This is a genomic window from Thermoactinospora rubra, from assembly GCF_002093975.1.
GTDB lineage: Bacteria > Actinomycetota > Actinomycetes > Streptosporangiales > Streptosporangiaceae > Nonomuraea > Nonomuraea rubra_A.
This window is the reverse complement of sequence record NZ_KZ084324.1, coordinates 221,369-236,937: the sequence shown is the minus strand read 5'-3', so window position 1 is coordinate 236,937 and position 15,569 is coordinate 221,369. Positions and strand designations below refer to the sequence as shown.

General features: G+C 70.8%; 15 protein-coding genes. 6 read left to right on the top strand and 9 right to left on the bottom strand.

Going from position 1 to position 15,569, the window contains the following annotated elements:
• The first annotated feature begins 82 nt into the window (after nucleotides 1-82).
• Nucleotides 83-1,507 carry a cellulase family glycosylhydrolase gene (locus BSB02_RS01230; RefSeq protein ID WP_240506090.1) on the top strand — a complete coding sequence of 475 codons (1,425 nt, stop codon included), beginning with the start codon at nucleotides 83-85 and terminating at the stop codon, nucleotides 1,505-1,507.
• Nucleotides 1,508-1,567: 60 nt separating this feature from the next.
• On the opposite strand, the gene BSB02_RS01225 is transcribed toward BSB02_RS01230, so the two are convergent.
• The 5 genes from BSB02_RS01225 to BSB02_RS01205 all read right to left on the bottom strand — a co-directional run bounded on the left by BSB02_RS01225 (nucleotide 1,568) and on the right by BSB02_RS01205 (nucleotide 8,201).
• Nucleotides 1,568-2,233, bottom strand: a complete 666-nt coding sequence (locus BSB02_RS01225) for an NUDIX hydrolase (protein ID WP_084955666.1) — start codon at nucleotides 2,231-2,233, stop codon at nucleotides 1,568-1,570.
• A 19-nt stretch (nucleotides 2,234-2,252) separates the two neighbouring features.
• Entirely contained in the window at nucleotides 2,253-4,037 is a 1,785-nt protein-coding gene (locus tag BSB02_RS01220) for a DUF4434 domain-containing protein (protein ID WP_084955665.1), read from the bottom strand.
• A gap of 4 nt (nucleotides 4,038-4,041) precedes the next feature.
• Entirely contained in the window at nucleotides 4,042-5,130 is a 1,089-nt protein-coding gene (locus BSB02_RS01215; protein ID WP_084955663.1) for a glycosyltransferase, read from the bottom strand.
• Between the two features lie 20 nt (nucleotides 5,131-5,150).
• Nucleotides 5,151-6,413 carry a nucleotide sugar dehydrogenase gene (locus BSB02_RS01210; protein ID WP_084955662.1) on the bottom strand — a complete coding sequence of 421 codons (1,263 nt, stop codon included), beginning with the start codon at nucleotides 6,411-6,413 and terminating at the stop codon, nucleotides 5,151-5,153.
• A gap of 117 nt (nucleotides 6,414-6,530) precedes the next feature.
• Nucleotides 6,531-8,201, bottom strand: coding sequence for a glycosyltransferase family 4 protein (locus BSB02_RS01205; protein ID WP_084955660.1), 1,671 nt, complete (start codon nucleotides 8,199-8,201; stop codon nucleotides 6,531-6,533).
• Between the two features lie 57 nt (nucleotides 8,202-8,258).
• Here BSB02_RS01205 and wecB point away from each other — a divergent pair, with 57 nt between their 5' ends.
• Nucleotides 8,259-9,389 (top strand): non-hydrolyzing UDP-N-acetylglucosamine 2-epimerase, encoded by a 1,131-nt coding sequence (gene wecB / locus BSB02_RS01200; protein ID WP_084955658.1) that lies wholly within the window; start codon nucleotides 8,259-8,261, stop codon nucleotides 9,387-9,389.
• On the opposite strand, the gene BSB02_RS01195 is transcribed toward wecB, so the two are convergent.
• Together BSB02_RS01195 and BSB02_RS01190 are read right to left on the bottom strand one after the other, a co-directional pair.
• Nucleotides 9,380-9,802 (bottom strand): PIN domain-containing protein, encoded by a 423-nt coding sequence (locus BSB02_RS01195; protein WP_158088531.1) that lies wholly within the window; start codon nucleotides 9,800-9,802, stop codon nucleotides 9,380-9,382. The two genes, wecB and BSB02_RS01195, sit on opposite strands and share 10 nt — an antisense overlap.
• Nucleotides 9,792-10,022 carry a hypothetical protein gene (locus tag BSB02_RS01190; RefSeq protein ID WP_084955653.1) on the bottom strand — a complete coding sequence of 77 codons (231 nt, stop codon included), beginning with the start codon at nucleotides 10,020-10,022 and terminating at the stop codon, nucleotides 9,792-9,794. Before BSB02_RS01190 ends, BSB02_RS01195 begins: the two co-directional genes overlap by 11 nt.
• A gap of 166 nt (nucleotides 10,023-10,188) precedes the next feature.
• Between BSB02_RS01190 and BSB02_RS01185 the strand changes: the two genes are divergently transcribed.
• The 3 genes from BSB02_RS01185 to BSB02_RS01175 all read left to right on the top strand — a co-directional run bounded on the left by BSB02_RS01185 (nucleotide 10,189) and on the right by BSB02_RS01175 (nucleotide 12,976).
• Nucleotides 10,189-10,440, top strand: a complete 252-nt coding sequence (locus BSB02_RS01185; protein ID WP_084955652.1) for an AbrB/MazE/SpoVT family DNA-binding domain-containing protein — start codon at nucleotides 10,189-10,191, stop codon at nucleotides 10,438-10,440.
• 11 nt (nucleotides 10,441-10,451) lie between these two features.
• Complete coding sequence (locus BSB02_RS01180) at nucleotides 10,452-10,850, top strand: type II toxin-antitoxin system VapC family toxin (protein ID WP_158088530.1); 399 nt, start codon at nucleotides 10,452-10,454, stop codon at nucleotides 10,848-10,850.
• 89 nt (nucleotides 10,851-10,939) lie between these two features.
• Nucleotides 10,940-12,976 carry a glycosyltransferase family protein gene (locus BSB02_RS01175; protein WP_084955647.1) on the top strand — a complete coding sequence of 679 codons (2,037 nt, stop codon included), beginning with the start codon at nucleotides 10,940-10,942 and terminating at the stop codon, nucleotides 12,974-12,976.
• Here the strand turns inward: BSB02_RS01175 and BSB02_RS01170 are convergent.
• On the bottom strand, nucleotides 12,969-13,820 hold the full coding sequence (locus tag BSB02_RS01170) for a helix-turn-helix transcriptional regulator (protein ID WP_084955646.1): 852 nt from the start codon (nucleotides 13,818-13,820) through the stop codon (nucleotides 12,969-12,971). The two genes, BSB02_RS01175 and BSB02_RS01170, sit on opposite strands and share 8 nt — an antisense overlap.
• A 101-nt stretch (nucleotides 13,821-13,921) precedes the next feature.
• Between BSB02_RS01170 and BSB02_RS01165 the strand changes: the two genes are divergently transcribed.
• Nucleotides 13,922-14,653 carry an SDR family oxidoreductase gene (locus BSB02_RS01165; RefSeq protein WP_084955644.1) on the top strand — a complete coding sequence of 244 codons (732 nt, stop codon included), beginning with the start codon at nucleotides 13,922-13,924 and terminating at the stop codon, nucleotides 14,651-14,653.
• A 206-nt stretch (nucleotides 14,654-14,859) separates the two neighbouring features.
• On the opposite strand, the gene BSB02_RS01160 is transcribed toward BSB02_RS01165, so the two are convergent.
• Nucleotides 14,860-15,495, bottom strand: a complete 636-nt coding sequence (locus BSB02_RS01160; protein WP_143590118.1) for a hypothetical protein — start codon at nucleotides 15,493-15,495, stop codon at nucleotides 14,860-14,862.
• Nucleotides 15,496-15,569 lie beyond the last annotated feature (74 nt).

Below are 15,569 nucleotides of genomic sequence, written 5' to 3'. Positions count from 1 at the left end.
GGCTTCCCGATGCTGGGCAGTCCCGGGGACCGGTTGTTAGCTTCCCGCCCTGATGCTCCCGGAATGCGAAAGGTCAACCATCGTGCGCCATCAACACCGTGGCCGCCTCACCGCCGGCGCCGTCATCGCCTTAGTCCTCGGTGCGTTGATGCTCGTGCCCGCCATGAGGGCGACGGCCGCCGCCTCCGGCTGCGCGGTCACCTACACCGCCAACACCTGGCAGGGCGGGTTCACCGCCAACATCGTCATCAAGAACCTCGGCGACCCGGTCAACGGCTGGACCCTCGCCTGGACGTTCCCCGACTCCGGCCAGAAGGTCGGCCACGGCTGGTCGGCGACCTACAGCCAGCAGGGCAGCGCGGTCACCGCCCGCAGCCTGGACTACAACGGCTCGCTGGCCACCGGGGCGAGCACGACCATCGGCTTCAACGGCACCTGGACCACGGCCAACCCCACGCCGCAGACCTTCACGCTCAACGGCGTCACCTGCACGGGCAGCGTCACGACGCCCACGCCGACCGTGACCCCAACCGTGACCCCAACCGTGACCCCGACGTCGAACCCGAACGGCACCCCGGTGGAGATCAACGGCCAGCTGCGCGTCTGCGGCGTCAACCTGTGCAACCAGTACGGCAAGCCGATCCAGCTGCGCGGCATGAGCACCCACGGCATCCAGTGGTTCGCGAAGTGCTACAACAACGCCTCGCTCGACGCGCTCGCAGGCGACTGGAAGGCCGACCTGTTCAGGATCGCCATGTACGTCCAGGAGCAAGGCTACGAGACCAACCCGGCGGAGTTCACCAACCGGGTCAACACGCTGGTCGACATGGCCGAGGCGCGCGGGATGTACGCGCTGATCGACTTCCACATCCTCACCCCCGGCGACCCGATGTACAACCTCGAGCGCGCCAAGACCTTCTTCGCCGCCGTCTCGGCGCGCAACGCGGCCAAGAAGAACGTCATCTACGAGATCGCCAACGAGCCCAACGGCGTGAGCTGGGCGACGATCAAGAGCTACGCCGAGCAGGTCATCCCGGTCATCCGGGCCAACGACCCCGACGCCGTGGTCGTCGTCGGCACCCGCGCCTGGTCCTCGCTGGGCGTCTCCGAGGGCTCCAACGAGAGCGAGATCGTCAACAACCCGGTCAACGCGCCGAACGTCATGTACGCCTTCCACTTCTACGCCGCCTCCCACGGCGACAACTACCGCAGCACGGTCGCCCGCGCGGCCACCAGGCTCCCGCTGTTCGTCACCGAGTTCGGCACCGTCACCTACACCGGCGGCGGCACGGTCGACCTGGCCAGCACCACCGCGTGGCTGAACCTGCTGGACCAGCACAAGATCAGCTACGCCAACTGGACCTTCTCCGACCACGAGGAGAGCAGCGCCGCCTTCAAGGCGGGCACCTGCAACGGCAGCACCTACGCCGGCACGGGCGTGCTGAAGGAGTCGGGCGTCTACATGCGTGACCGCATCCGCACGCCGGACAACTTCCCGACGAGCTGACACGACCGGCTGACACGACCGGCTGACATCCGAGGGCGGGCCGTACGCCGCGCGGCCCGCCTACTCCTTCAGGGAGCGCAGCATCGGCGGATGCAGCAGCTCCGCCGGGCCGCGGCGGTACAGCTTGGCCGGGCGGCCGCCGTCGCGCGTGGTGGTCTCGCCGGTCTCGACGAGGAAGCCGTGGGCCTTGGTGACCTTGCGGTGGAAGTTGCGCGGGTCCAGCGGCCGCCCCCAGACGATCTCGTAGACCCGCCGCAGGTCGGCGACGGTGAACTCGGGCGGGCAGAAGGCGGCGCCGAGCGAGGTGTACTCCAGCTTGGCGCGGGCGCGCTCGATGCCGTCGAGCATGATGCGGCGGTGGTCGAAGGCCATGACGGTCAGGTCCTCGACCGGGACCCAGGCCATGTGCGCCTGCTCCGAGGCGGGCAGGTCGGGGGCCAGGCCGAGGTAGGCGACGCTGAGCACGCGCTGGCGCGGGTCACGGTCGGGGTAGCCGTAGGTGCGCAGCTGCTCCAGGTGGACCGGGGCGCCGGGCAGGCCGGCGCGCTCGGCCAGGATGCGCCGGGCGGCGTCGGGCAGGTCCTCGTCCAGCTGGATGAAGCCGCCCGACAGCGACCAGCGGCGCAGGTAGGGCGGGTTGTCGCGCCGCCAGACCAGGGCGCACAGGGAGCTGTGCCGCACCGTCAGCACGACGAGGTCCACGCTCACCGGAATCCTGGGGACCATGGAGGAACGTTACACGCTGTCAGGGCTGAAGGCGGATGTGCAGCGGCTCGGTGGTCTCCTTGCCCGCCGGGGACCGTACGGCCAGGCGGACCCACTCGCCCGGGGGGACCTGGTTCCAGTCGAAGGGGACCCAGGCGGACTGCATCCGCAGCGGCAGGTCCATCAGCGCCTCCGTCGCCATCGCGATGGGCAGCTCGGCCGACCCGCCGGACCAGGTGAGCGTGACGGTGCCGCCGTCGAGCCGGTAGCCGCGGACCTCGATGCCGTCGCCGCTCTCCACCTGCCGGATGGCGTCCACGACGATGGGCCGGTCCTGGTCGGCGACCAGCTCCGCCGACAGCGACGGATCACCACATGTCATGAAATCGCTCCACATGTAGGAGACGATTTTCTGGACATACCGCCCCGCCATGGTGACCGCCTGGTCCAGGCGCTTCTTGTCGGTCTTGCCGCGCGTGCCCTGCGGCGCGCACGGCCGGTCGCCGGAGGGCTCGAAGGCCTCGATGTTGGCCCACAGCGCGACCTCGTAGCCCTCCTCCATCATCTCCTCGCGCGCCAGCGACATCTCGCGGTAGTAGTCGCGCGTGGAGCCGTGGTAGGCGTCGCCGTACGTCGTCTCGCCGACCACGGGCCGCAGCCGCTCGTCGACTTCGGCGTCGCGCTGGTCGGGCCAGAACAGGCCCACCTTGCCGGTGCCGCGGCTGTCCTGCGGCGCGATGATCCCCACCCCGGTCCTGGCCAGCGCCTTGAACCCCTCGGCGACCTGCTTGGGGGTCTGGCCGAAGCCGACCCGCTTGCGCGCGTCGAGGTAGGGGCTGATCAGGATCTCCTTGTCGGGCAGCTCCTGCTCGACGATGTCGTGCTGGGAGGCGTAGACCTCCAGCGTGGGGTTGCCGGCCAGGGTGGCCGACATCTGCACCTCGAAGGGCTGGTAGACGCCGCCCAGGTACTCGTTGTCGCGGAAGCGCCGCCCGTAGTCCTGCAGGATCCGGCGGGTGAGCGTGGTGAGCGTGCCGATGTGGGTCCGGTTGGCCCTGGTGGGCGTCTTGGGGTCGCGGGGCGCCAGCGGCAGCGACGGGAAGACCCGCACGCCGAACCGCTCGCCCAGCTCCAGCAGCTCGGTCAGGCTGTCCTTGTCCGGGGGCGCGGCGGCGATGAGGATGAGGTCGTAGTTCTGCGGCCGGCTGAAGTCGCAGCTGTCGGGGTCGGAGCCGTCGGTGGGCGCCACGACGCGGTAGTAGACGCGCTTGCCCGCCGGGATCGTGTGCTCCAGCTGGGGGCAGCGGAACAGGCCGGGGCCGTACCCCTCGTCGCTCCGGTAGACGTACACGCGGGCGATGCGGTTGCCGGGCCCGAGCCGCGCCAGGTCCGCCTTGGCCGCCTCGACGCAGGTCACGCCGTTCTCCACGCACGGCTCGTAGAGCGGGTCCACCTCGTTGTTCTTGAGGATCCTGCCCTGCTCGTCGACGTAGCGGTACTGCAGGCCGTGCCCGATCCTGATGACCGTGTCGCCGCCGACCTGGTGGATCTGCTCCAGCTGGTGCCGCCACGTGCACGGGTTGCTGGACGGCATGATCCAGTAGCCGGTGATCGCGTAGTCGGCCTTGCGGTCGGAGGAGAACGAGCCGCAGGGGTCGGTGAACTCGCTCACCTTGGGCGTGGGCGCCTCCGAGGGGGCGGCCGTCGGGGTGGGGGCGCTCACCTTGGCGGGCGGCGGCTCCTCGCTCGGGCCGCGCAGCACCGTGACGACGGTCGCGACGGCGACGAGGATCACCGCTCCGAGGAGCACGGTCAGCCAGCGCACGGCGTTACTTCTTGACCCCGGCCCAGGCCTCCAGCTGCGCCACGAACCTGCGCGCCGAGTTCGGCCAGTGGTGGTTGGCGCGGGCGGCGGCGTACCCGCGCGCTCCCTGCGCCCGCCGTTCCTGCTCGTCGTCGCGGAGGGTCAGGACGGCCTGCGCCACGGCCTTGGGGTCCTTCCACGGCACCACGACACCGCTGTCATAGCGTTCGACCAGCTCGACCGCGCGGGGCGAGGGCGTGGTGATGACGGGGATGCCGTGCGCCATGTATTCGACGATCTTGGTGGGCATCGAGTGCCGGTAGTTGGGCTCGTCGTGCAGCAGCGACAGCCCGGCCAGCGCGCCGTCGAGCCGCTTGAGCGCCTCGTCGTTGGGCATGAAGTCGCGCCATTCCAGCACGCCCTCGGCCACCGCCTGGTTGAGCATCGGCCGGGACTGCGGGTCGGCGTAGCCGATCAGCTCCACCGCGATCCGGTACGGCTGGAGCAGCCGGGCCACCTCGACGGCCTCCTGGACGCCGCGCGCCCACGACAGCCAGCCCAGGTAGACCACGCGGTCGTCGCCGGGCGGGACCACCGTGTCCGGCACCCACGTCTCGTTGGGCACGATCAGGTGGGCGTGCTTGAACCGGCCCGCGTAGGCGGTCTCGGCCAGCAGTAGGTGCAGGTGCCGCTCCGCCGTACCCTCCAGCAGGCGGGCCAGGAAGCGGACGGGCGGGCGCAGGAACGACGGCAGCCACGGCTTGAGCGAGAGCGTCGCCGGGGTGTCCTCGTGCACGTCCCACACCACCGGCGGCCGGTTGCGCACCCCCCAGACCGCGAACAGCAGCTCCGGGTCGTGGATCAGCACGAGGTCGACCTTGTCGCGCATCTTCTTGAACAGCCTGCGCGCGGCCCACACCGCCGCGATGCGCTTGCGTTCCGCGGCGCGCGGCAGGTCGACGCCGGTCACCCAGGGGCGGGGCACGACTCCGCGGGCGGTGTACGGCGCGGCGTACGTGACCTCATGACCGGCATCGACGAGCGCGCGGATCTCGCGGTGCAGGATCCGCGCGTCCTCGGGGTGATGCACCACCGTCATGACGAGCACGTGCACTGCGCGCAGCCCTCCCGTCGCTAGAGCCGCTCGATGCGTTCACCCTCGGTGAGCACACCGCGGGTGTCGAGCACGAGCCTGGCCCGCTCCTCGATCATGTCGAGGTCGAAGGCCGCGTGCTGCTGCAGCAGCAGCGTCATGTCCGCGCGGGCCACCGCCTCGGCCAGGTCCTCCTCACGCGGCACCGGGGTGCCGTCGACCTTCCACTCCTTGACGTGCGGGTCCACGAAGGACAGTTCGGCGCCCAGCTCCAGCAGCTGCCGCGCCACGGGCAGGGCCGGGGTCTCACGCTCGTCGGAGATGTCCGGCTTGTAGGTGACGCCGAGCAGGACGACCCGGGCGCCGTTGACCGCCTTGCGGTGCCGGTTGAGCAGCCGCTGCACGCGGTTGACCACGTACGACGGCATGCGCTCGTTGATCTCCTGGGCCAGCTCGACGAACCGGAACGGGTAGCCGAGCTTGCGGACCGTGTAGGACAGGTAGGAGGGGTCGACGGGGATGCAGTGGCCGCCCACGCCCGGACCGGGCAGGAACTTCTGGAAGCCGAACGGCTTGGTGGCCGCCGCCTCGATCGCCTCCCACAGGTTGATGTCCAGCTCGTCGCAGAAGATCGCCATCTCGTTGACGAGGGCGATGTTGACGTGCCTGTAGGTGTTCTCCAGCAGCTTGGCCATCTCGGCCTCGCGGGTGCCGCTGACCGGCACGACCTGCTCGATGAACCGGGCGTAGAACTCCGCCGCCCGGTCGCGGCAGGCGGCGGTGTAGCCGCCGACGACCTTGGGGGTGTTGCGCAGGCCGAACTTGGGGTTGCCCGGGTCGATGCGCTCCGGCGAGAAGGCGAGGTGGAAGTCGGCTCCGGCCGTCAGCCCCGAGGACTCCAGCAGCGGCCTGACCACCTCGTCGGTGGTGCCGGGCCACGTGGTGGACTCCAGCACCACGAGCGTGCCGGGGGTGAGGTTGCGCGCCACCGCCTTGGTGGCGCCCTCCACGGCCGACAGGTCGGGACGGTGGTCCTCGTCCAGCGGGGTGGGCACGCAGATGACGATCGTGTTGCTCTTCGCCAGCACGGACTCGTCGAGCGTGGCGCCGAACCCGTTGGCCAGCATGTGCTCGAGGTCGGCGTCGGTCAGGTCGTCGATGTAGGAGCGCCCCGCGTTGAGCGAGTCGACCTTGCGCGCGTCCACGTCCAGGCCGACGACGCGCAGCCCTGCCGCCACGGCCTCCTTGGCCAGCGGCATGCCGACGTATCCCAGCCCGATGACAGCCAAGTCGAAATCTGTCACAGCTGTACCTTGGGGAGCCGGAAACAACACCTCATGGTCGCAAAGGTTATCTCAAGTCCACCTAGCTCACGCCTAATGCGACGGAAACCGTCAGAACAGACAGCAAACATGAGGTGATCAAACGCCAAGGGAACCATACAGATCCCGGTAGGTCTCGGCAACGCGGCCCCAGGTCCGCTTCGCCGCCACTTCGGCCCGCCCGGCCTCGCCCATCTCGGCCCGCTTCGCGGGGTCCTCGCGGAGGGCGGCCAGGGCCTTGGCGAGCTCGCCGGGATCCCCGGGCGGCACCAGCACGCCGGCCCCCTCGGTGCCGATGAGCTCCGCGAGCGCGGGCAGGTCGCTGAGCACGACCGGCTTGCCGAGCGCCATCGCCTCGACCGGCTTGAGCGGCGTCACCAGCCGGCAGACCTGGAGGTCCTCGCGCGGGCAGGCGAAGATGTCGATGGCCGCCTGGGCCTGCAGGGCCTCCTCCGGGCCGACCCGGCCGGGCAGGACCGCGTCGGCCAGCCGCAGCTCGGCCGCCAGCTCCAGCAGGTTGTCCCGCTCGGCGCCGTCGCCCACGATCAGCACGCGCACCGGCGTGCCCTGGTCGCGCAGGATCGCCGCGGCGCGCAGCAGGGTGGCGAAGCCCTCGTAGGCCACGATGCTCGACACCGAGCCCACCACGACCTCGCCGTCGGCTATGCCGTACGCCCGGCGGAAGGCCTCGCCGTCGTAGTCGGCGGTCAGCAGGGAGTCGTCCACCGCGTTGGGCGCAAGGTAGATCTTTTCGCGGGGCACCCCGCGCTCGACGATCTCCGCGGCCATCGTCTCGGCGAGCGTGACGACGGCGTCGGCCTCGCGCATGAGGAACGCCTCGCGCTCGCGCTGCAGCACGTGCCGCTCGCTGCCGATCCGCTCGGGGTCGCGCGAGGCCCAGGTCTCCTCCAGGAAGCCGCGCACCTCGTAGACGAACGGCGTGCCGGTCCGCTCGCGCACGGCGTGCGCCACCGAGCCGTTGCGGTGGTCGGTCGCGGCGTGCAGCACTTGCGGGCGCAGCCTCCTGACCAGCTCGGTCACGTCCTCGGCGCCGCGGACCATGCGCCCGCGCATCTCGAACGGCACCTCGCCGCGGCCGTCGGGCAGCAGCCGGTGGTAGGGGATACCGTCGATCTCCTCGTACGGCTCGGCCGTCGCGTGGCCCTGCAGCAGCGGCCAGCCCCAGCTGGTGACGACGTGCGGGTCGAGCCCCTTGGCCCGCTGCGCGGTGACGATGCGGTGCGTGCGCACCGTGTAGCCGGCCTGGGTGTACGGCAGGGCGTTGGTGACGAGGTGGAGCACCCGGCCCGGCACGCGGCCCTCGATGTGGACCTTCGGCCCTGGCGGGATGGGATCGGGGCTGATCGCGGCCAGCTCGCCCTGGTAGTACTGCATGCGGCGCTTGACGAAGGGATACTTCGCGTGCTGGCGCAGCGTCTCGGCGGCCAGCGTGACGCGGCCCTTGTCCCAGTGCTCCTTCGCCTCGTTCCACGGCGCCTGGATCAGCCGCATGCCGACCTTGCGCACCACGTGGCGGACCTTGCGCGCCGCCGGCCAGGCGAACCGGCCCACGATGGGGCGCAGCCGCGGGGGAAGCGCGTCGGCGGCGGCCTGCGCCACCCGCACCGGGTCGGACTTGACCTTGGAGAAGACGACGCGGGAGACGATGACGGGGTGCTGGACGAACCCCTTGACGAGACCACCGACACCGGCCCTGGCCGACTTCGCGCTTACCTGTGAGGACTTCGGTCGACTGGCATCGGATACCACGACGAGGACCGTACCATAGGCAACGTTTGTCCCCCTCCGCTCAGAAAGGCGAGGTCAATGAGGGAGAACCCCCTGGTCCTGCACGTCCTGGGCGCCCGGCCGAACTTCGTCAAGGCCGCCCCGGTCGTGCGCGCGCTGGAAGGGCTCGGCGTCCGGCAGGGGATCATCCACACCGGCCAGCACTACGACGCGCTCATGTCGGACGTGTTCTTCGCCGACCTCGGCCTGCCCGAGCCGCTGGCGAACCTCGGCGTCGGGTCCGGGACGCACGCCAGGCAGACCGCCGCCCTGCTCGTGGGGCTGGAGGAAGTCGTGGTCCAGCACTCGCCCGACCTGGTCGTGGTCTACGGCGACGTCAACTCCACGCTGGCCGCGATCCTCGTGTGCGCCAAGCTCGGCGTGCCCACCGCGCACGTGGAGGCCGGGCTGCGCTCCTTCGACCGGACCATGCCGGAGGAGGTCAACCGCATCGTCACCGACTCGCTGGCGGACCTGCTGTTCGCGACCTCGCCGGACGCGCTGTCCTATCTCGCGGCCGAGGGCGTGGACCCGCGGAAGGTCCACCTGGTCGGCAACTCGATGATCGACAGCCTGTTCGCGGCGCTGCCCCAGCTCGATCCCGCCCCGGTCGTGGAGCGGCTCGGCCTGCCCGAGCGGTACGCGGTCGGCACCCTGCACCGCCCGGCCAACGTCGACACCCCCGAGGCGGCACGCGAGCTGGTCTCGGCCGTGCTGGAGGTCACCGAGCTGATCCCGGTCGTGGTGCCGATCCACCCGCGCGGGCGCACGCGGCTGGCGGAGGCGGGCCTGGTGAACGGCGAGCGGCTGCGGATCGTGGACCCGCTGGGGTACGTCGACTTCCTCTCGCTGGTGCGCGGTGCCGCCCTGGTCGTCACCGACTCGGGCGGCGTGCAGGAGGAGACCACCGTGCTGGGCGTGCCCTGCCTCACGGTCCGGCCCAACACCGAGCGGCCGATCACCGTCAGCCACGGGACCAACCGGCTCGTCACCCCCGCAATGCTGGCCGCCGCCGCCTCCAAAATGCTCGCCGACGGCGCGGCGATCCCGGCCGAGGAGCTGCCGGCGCTCTGGGACGGCAAGGCAGGTGTGCGGATCGCCAGGGTGATCGCCGCCTGGTTGCGCGGGGACAGCCTGGCCCCGGCGGCCTTCAATCGCGTTCAGTCCTGACCGGGTTTGAAGGGATTGCACGCGCGGACGGAGTCGTAGACGGCGCCGTCCGCGAGGTCCTCCGTCAGCAAGGTCTCGCAGCCGCCGCGCTGAGCCGCCGCCACCATGAGGGCGTCCCAGTGGGAGAGCCGGTGCCGACGGCCGAGGCCGACCGCCGCTCGCACGAGATCGGCGTCGATCGGGACGCAGCGCAGCAGCGCCATCGCCTCGATCATCTCCTCGGCCTCCTCCGGAGGCAGCGGCGTGGCCAGCTTCCTGGTCGTGACCACGAAGAACTCGCTCATCACCTGCGGAGAGACCGTCGGGCCCGTCGCGCGGGCCAGCGCGTCCTGGGCGCGCTTTTGTTTGCCTGGATCCGCCACGTCCACGGCGTAGACGAAGACGCTCGTGTCGATGAACGTGCTAGCGCTCATAGAGATCCTCGCGGCTCCAGGTGCGGCCGCCGGGGCCGGAGCTGGCCTGGCTGCGCCGGGCGACGGACAGGATCGTCTCGATGGCGCGAGACTCCTCATCGTCGACGAACCGCTCCAGATAGCGGCGCACCAGGGCGTTGACCGTGGTGCCCTGCTCCAGCGCCTTGATGCGCGCCCGGCGCAGCAGGCCGTCGTCGATGCTCAGCGTGACGTTCGCCATGACACCCCCAGCACATAACCAGTGTAGCACTGGTTATGTGTTCAGCTTGAAGGTGTGCCATCCCGGCGGCCTTCAACCGCGTCGCCTCCTAGCGTACGTACAGCAATGAACTGCACACGGAAAGTCACATGCTTAATCTTTACGTGTGCGAGCTACGGTAAAGGTTATGGATGACGAGCGGCGCACCCGGCGGCGTTCCGGCCCGGCGCGCATCTCCAGTAAGAACCAGGTCACGCTGCCTGCTGCCGTGCTGCGCAAGCTTGGCATGGGTCCCGGTGACCCGGTCGACATCTCCGACGAGGGCGACCACATCGTGATCCGCCGCCACCGCAGCCGCTTCTCCGGCTTGGCGGGAAGCCTGCCTGGGTTCTCGGCCGACGTCGACGTCGAAACCTCCCGTGACGAGTGGACCGGCTGACGATGCCTCTGGTGGTCCTCGACACCAACATCGTCAGCGCGATCATCGATCCCGATGACGCCCTCCACGCAGTGGCCATGCAGGCCGTGCTCCGGTGGGAAGGCATGGGCGGATCCTTCGCCGTCTCATCCGTCACCTGGGCGGAACTCCGGGTAGGCGCGCTGCGAAGGGGGCAGGCGGGCGAGGAGGTCTTGGCCGCCTTCCGAACGGCCGCTCTCGATGAGGTGCTCGCGGTCACAGAACCGGTGGCGGCGGCGGCCGCCCGGCTGCGGGCGAATGACCTGGGGTTGAGGCTGCCCGATGCCTTGATCGCCGCCACTGCGCAGGTGGCCGGAGCCGGGGTCCTGCTGTCAGCGGACCAGAAGCTGGCGAAAGCGCTCCCTGGGGTTGTGGAGCTCGTCGCCCCGTAGTGGGCGGTTTCCGGTCAAGGGTGCGCCATCATGGCGGCGGTCGCCGTACCATGACAAACCGACCCCGCACTGCGATAAGGCGAGCACCCATGGCCGAAACCCCCGAAGAGCCCCGGTTCCAGCGGCTCGGGCCGATCAACTGGCTGCCCGAGGAGCGCAAGCTGGTCGAGAGGTACGAGGCCGAGGTCGCCGAGCTGCGAAGGCGGCTGGAGATCGCCGAGGCCAAGGCCGCCTACGCCACCTGGAAGCTGGAGGCGACCCAGGCCAAGCGGTCCTTCAAGCTGGGCGAGGCGATCGCCGCCAAGAACCCGGGCGCGTTCCTCAAGGCGATGAGGTCGAACGGCAGGGCGCCCGAGGCGCCGAGGCCGGTGGCCGAGGTGGTCGAGGAGATCGACAGGAGGGGCCCGCGCGTCGAGGTGCCGCCGGTGAAGTGGCCCGACGGGCCGGTCAACCGCCCGGACCTCAAGGTCGCGGTGATCCTGGACGACTTCTCCCGGATGGCCTTCCGCTACGAGTGGGACCAGATCGAGTTCGGGCAGCAGAACTGGCGCGAGATCTTCGCCGAGAAGCGGCCCGATCTGCTGTTCTGCGAGTCGGCCTGGCACGGCAACCAGGGCCGGTGGCGCTACCAGATGACCGGCACGAACGCGCCCAAGGAGCCGCTGCGCGAGCTGGTCGCCTGGTGCAGGGCCGAGGGCATCCCGACGGTCTTCTGGAACAAGGAGGACCCGCCCAACTTCGACCACTTCATCGACACGGCCAAGCTGTTCGACTACGTGTTCACGTGCGACGGCGACATGATCCCGAAATATCGGGAAATCCTGGGCCATGACCGCGTCGACGTGCTGCAGTTCGCCGCCCAGCCGCGCGTGCACAACCCGGTCCAGCAGAAGGAGGGCCGCCTGCACGACGTGGTCTTCGCGGGCATGTACTTCCGCGACAAGCACCCCGAGCGCCGCGAGCAGATGGAGACCGTGCTCGACCCGGTCCGCGAGCTGGGCCTGCACATCTTCGCCCGCAACGACACGGTCGACGACAAGTACGCCTGGCCGGACAAGTACCGCCCGCACATCGTCGGCGAGCTGCCCTACGACCAGATGCTCGCCGCCTACCGGATGTACAAGGTCTTCCTCAACGTCAACTCGGTGCTCGACTCCCCCACGATGTGCGCGCGGCGCGTCTTCGAGCTGTCGGCCTGCGCCACGCCGGTGGTCAGCGGCTGGTCGCGGGCGATCGAGGAGACCTTCGGCGAGCTCATCCCGATCGCCAGGGAGCCGGTGGAGTCCTACAACCAGGTGCTGCACCTGCTCAACAGCCCGGAGCTGCGCGCCCGGCTGGGCCACCTGGCGATGCGCGAGGTGTTCGACAAGCACCTGTTCTCCCACCGGGTCGACCAGGTCCTGCGGGCGCTGGGCCGTACGGTCGAGAGCCGGTCCAGGAGCATCTCGGTCGTCCTGCCGACGAACCGCGCCTCCCAGATCGAGCACGCGATCTCGTCGGTGGCCAGGCAGCGGCACCGGCCGCTCCAGCTCGTCATGGTGCTGCACGGCCTCGACATCGACCCGGTGGTCGTGGCCGACAAGGCGCGGGCGGCCGGGGTGACCGACGTGGTCGTGCTCCCGGCGCCGGCCGACTGGTCGCTGGGCGCCTGCCTCAACCACGGCATCGCCGCCGCCGACGGCGAGCTGATCGCCAAGATGGACGACGACAACCTGTACGGCGAGCACTACCTGTCCGACCTGGTGCGGGCGTTCGACTACACCGAGGCGGAGCTGGTCGGCAAGGGCGCCCACTACGCCTACTTCGAGGGGATCAACACCACGATGCTCCGCCTGCCGGGGCTGGAGCACCGCTACTCCTGGCTCGTGCAGGGCGGCACGTTCCTCGGCAAGGCCGGGCTGTTCCGCGCCTACCCCTTCGAGGACGTCACGCGCGGGGAGGACACCAGGCTGGTGCGCCGGCTCAAGGAGGAGGGCGTCAAGATCTACTCGGCGGACCGCTTCAACTTCGTCTACTGGCGCAGCGCCGACACGGCCATGCACACCTGGCAGGCCGACCACATCAAGCTGACGCGCAACGCGCAGTTCTCCTTCGTGGGGCACCCGGCCGAGCACGTGCTCATCTGAGCCCCTCAGAGGAGCTTGCGGAAGAGGCCGGGCCGCTCAACTGTGCCCTGAGGAACCGCAGGGCCTCCTCGCTCGGCGAGCCCGGCTCGGGCAGGTAGGTGACCAGGACCTGGTCGGGGTCGTCGGCGGGGCGCAGGCTGTCGTAGTCCAGGACCAGCTCGCCCACCAGCGGGTGGCGGAACCGGGTGCGCCCGGCCGAGCGCTCCTTGACGTCGTGCCGCGCCCACAGCCGCCGGAAGTTGGCGCTCTTGACCGACAGCTCGCCGACGAGCGCGGCCAGGCGCCGGTCCTCGGGGTGGCGCCCGGCGTCCAGGCGCAGGAAGGCGACGGTCTCCCTGGCCTTGTCCGCCCAATCCGGGTAGAGCGAGCGGAAGTGCTCGTCGAGGAAGACCAGGCGGGCGCAGTTGGTGTCGGCCAGGGGCCGCCAGAACAGCAGGGCCGTCATGCGGTTGTAGGCCAGCAGCTCGGTCCGGCGGCCGAGCACGAACGCCGGCGTGTCGCCCATGGCGTCCAGGAGCCTCCGGAGCGTGGGCCGGACCCGCTGCGCGGGCGCGCCTGCCCGGCGGGCGCGGACCGGCCTGGCCAGGGCGTGCAGGTGTGCCCGCTCGGTCTCGTCCAGCCCGAGCGCCCTGGCGACGGCGTCGACGACCTCCTCCGAGACGTTGCCCGCGCGGCCCTGCTCCAGCCGGACGTAGTACGGCACGCTCACCCCGGCCAGCAGGGCGACCTCCTCCCGGCGCAGGCCCTCGACGCGGCGGCGCTCGCCGTACGTGGGCAGGCCCGCGGCCTCCGGCCGCACCCGGGCCCGCCGCGACCGCAGGAAGTCTCCGAGCTCGTTCCCCATGTCGCCATTCTCGGCGACGCGGACGGGGCCTGCCTGACCCTGCCGGTACCACCCTCGGCGCGGTCCTGGTTGCCCGGGCCGGCGCGCCGCAGCATCGAGCCATGACTACCGCAACCGCACTTGATGACCGCACCGCCGTCGTCACCGGCGCCTCCTCGGGCATCGGCGCCGCCGTCGCCAGGGAGCTGGCCGCGCGGGGCGCCCGGGTGGCGCTCCTCGCCCGGCGCAGGGACCGGCTGGAGGCCCTCCGGGAGGAGCTGGGAGGGACGGCCGTGGCCGCCGACGTGACCGACGAGGCCGCGGTGGCGGCGGCCGCGGACGAGATCGGCCCCGTGGACATCGTGGTGAACGCCGCCGGCGTGCTCGTGCCCGGCTTCCTGGAGGGCGGCGACACGGCCGCGTGGCGGCGCCAGGTCGAGGTCAACCTTCTGGGGCTGCTCCACGTCAGCCGCGCCTTCGTCCCCGGCCTGGTCGCCGCCGCCGGGCGGGGCCGCCCGGCCGACCTGGTCAACGTCTCCTCTGTGGCCGCCTCGCAGGTGGAGCCGGGAGCCGCCGTCTACGCCGCGACCAAGGCCGCGGTGAGCCACCTGTCCAGGAACCTCCGGGCGGAGCTGGCGCCCAGGAACGTCCGGGTGACCAGCGTCGAGCCGGGCATGGTGCTGTCGGAGCTGCGCGCCGGCTCCGAACTGGCGCTCGCCTGGGAGGAGCAGATGAAGGCGGCGATCGACCCGCTGGCCGCCGCGGACGTGGCGGAGGTGGTCGCCTTCGTCGTGGGCCGTCCCCGCCACGTCAGCCTGCCGTCGCTCACCGTGTCGCCGACGCGGCAGGTCTAGCCGCCTGCTCGATGGGCCGCTCCCGGCCGGTCGCCTGTCCGTGCATCCGCAGTGCGTGCACATGGGCTGAATCTCAGCCGGGAGGCGAGTGGCGATGGCGACGACCGACGACGACATGTGGATCGACGTGGTGCGCCTGCACGCGCGGGCCGAGCACGCAGCGGGTCTCCTGAGCCTGACCGCGGGCGGCGAATACGCGACCGCGACTACTTCACGACTTTCGCCAGCCTTTCATAGGCGTCTGCGATATTCCTCCGCAAATCGGCGGGCTTAATCGTCGATCCGACCAGCAGGATGGTCATCACCACGTTCCGGTGGCGCACCATGCCCGCGCCGATCTGCAGCCTGCGCCCGCCGCCGGAGGTGGTGGTGACAAAGGCGCGCGACTCCGCGCCCAGGCGCGGCGCGCGCACCTGCTCGGTGGTGTAGCGGACCTGGGCGTCGCCGATCGTGGCGTGGTAGGAGCGGCACTCCTTGGCCACGGGCGGCGGGAGGGCCGCCTTGCCGGGCGGGAGCGCGACGAGGGCCTGGGTGATCGACAGCTTGTCGGAGACGAAGGCGACGACCGCGGCCGGCGCCTTGCCGATCTCCGGCACCGTCGCGTCGAGCTGGCCGGACATGGCGCACTGCGGCCGGTCCAGCTTGGCCTGCCGCAGCGCCGCCAGGCCCCGCTGAGTCGCCTGGAGCGAGCCGTACGCGCCGTACTCCGGGCCGTAGGCCAGGCGCATGCCGGGCGGCGCGGGGATGAGGGCGGCGGCCAGGCCGGAGGTCGGCGTCGCGGACGGCGAGGGCCTGCCGCCCGCCGCGGGCGGCGGATCGTGTGCGGCGCACCCGGCAAGCACCAAAATTCCCGCAAATATCGCGCTAATTGATTTCTTCATCGAATTTCCAGCCGAGGGAACCAGTCGACAGCACG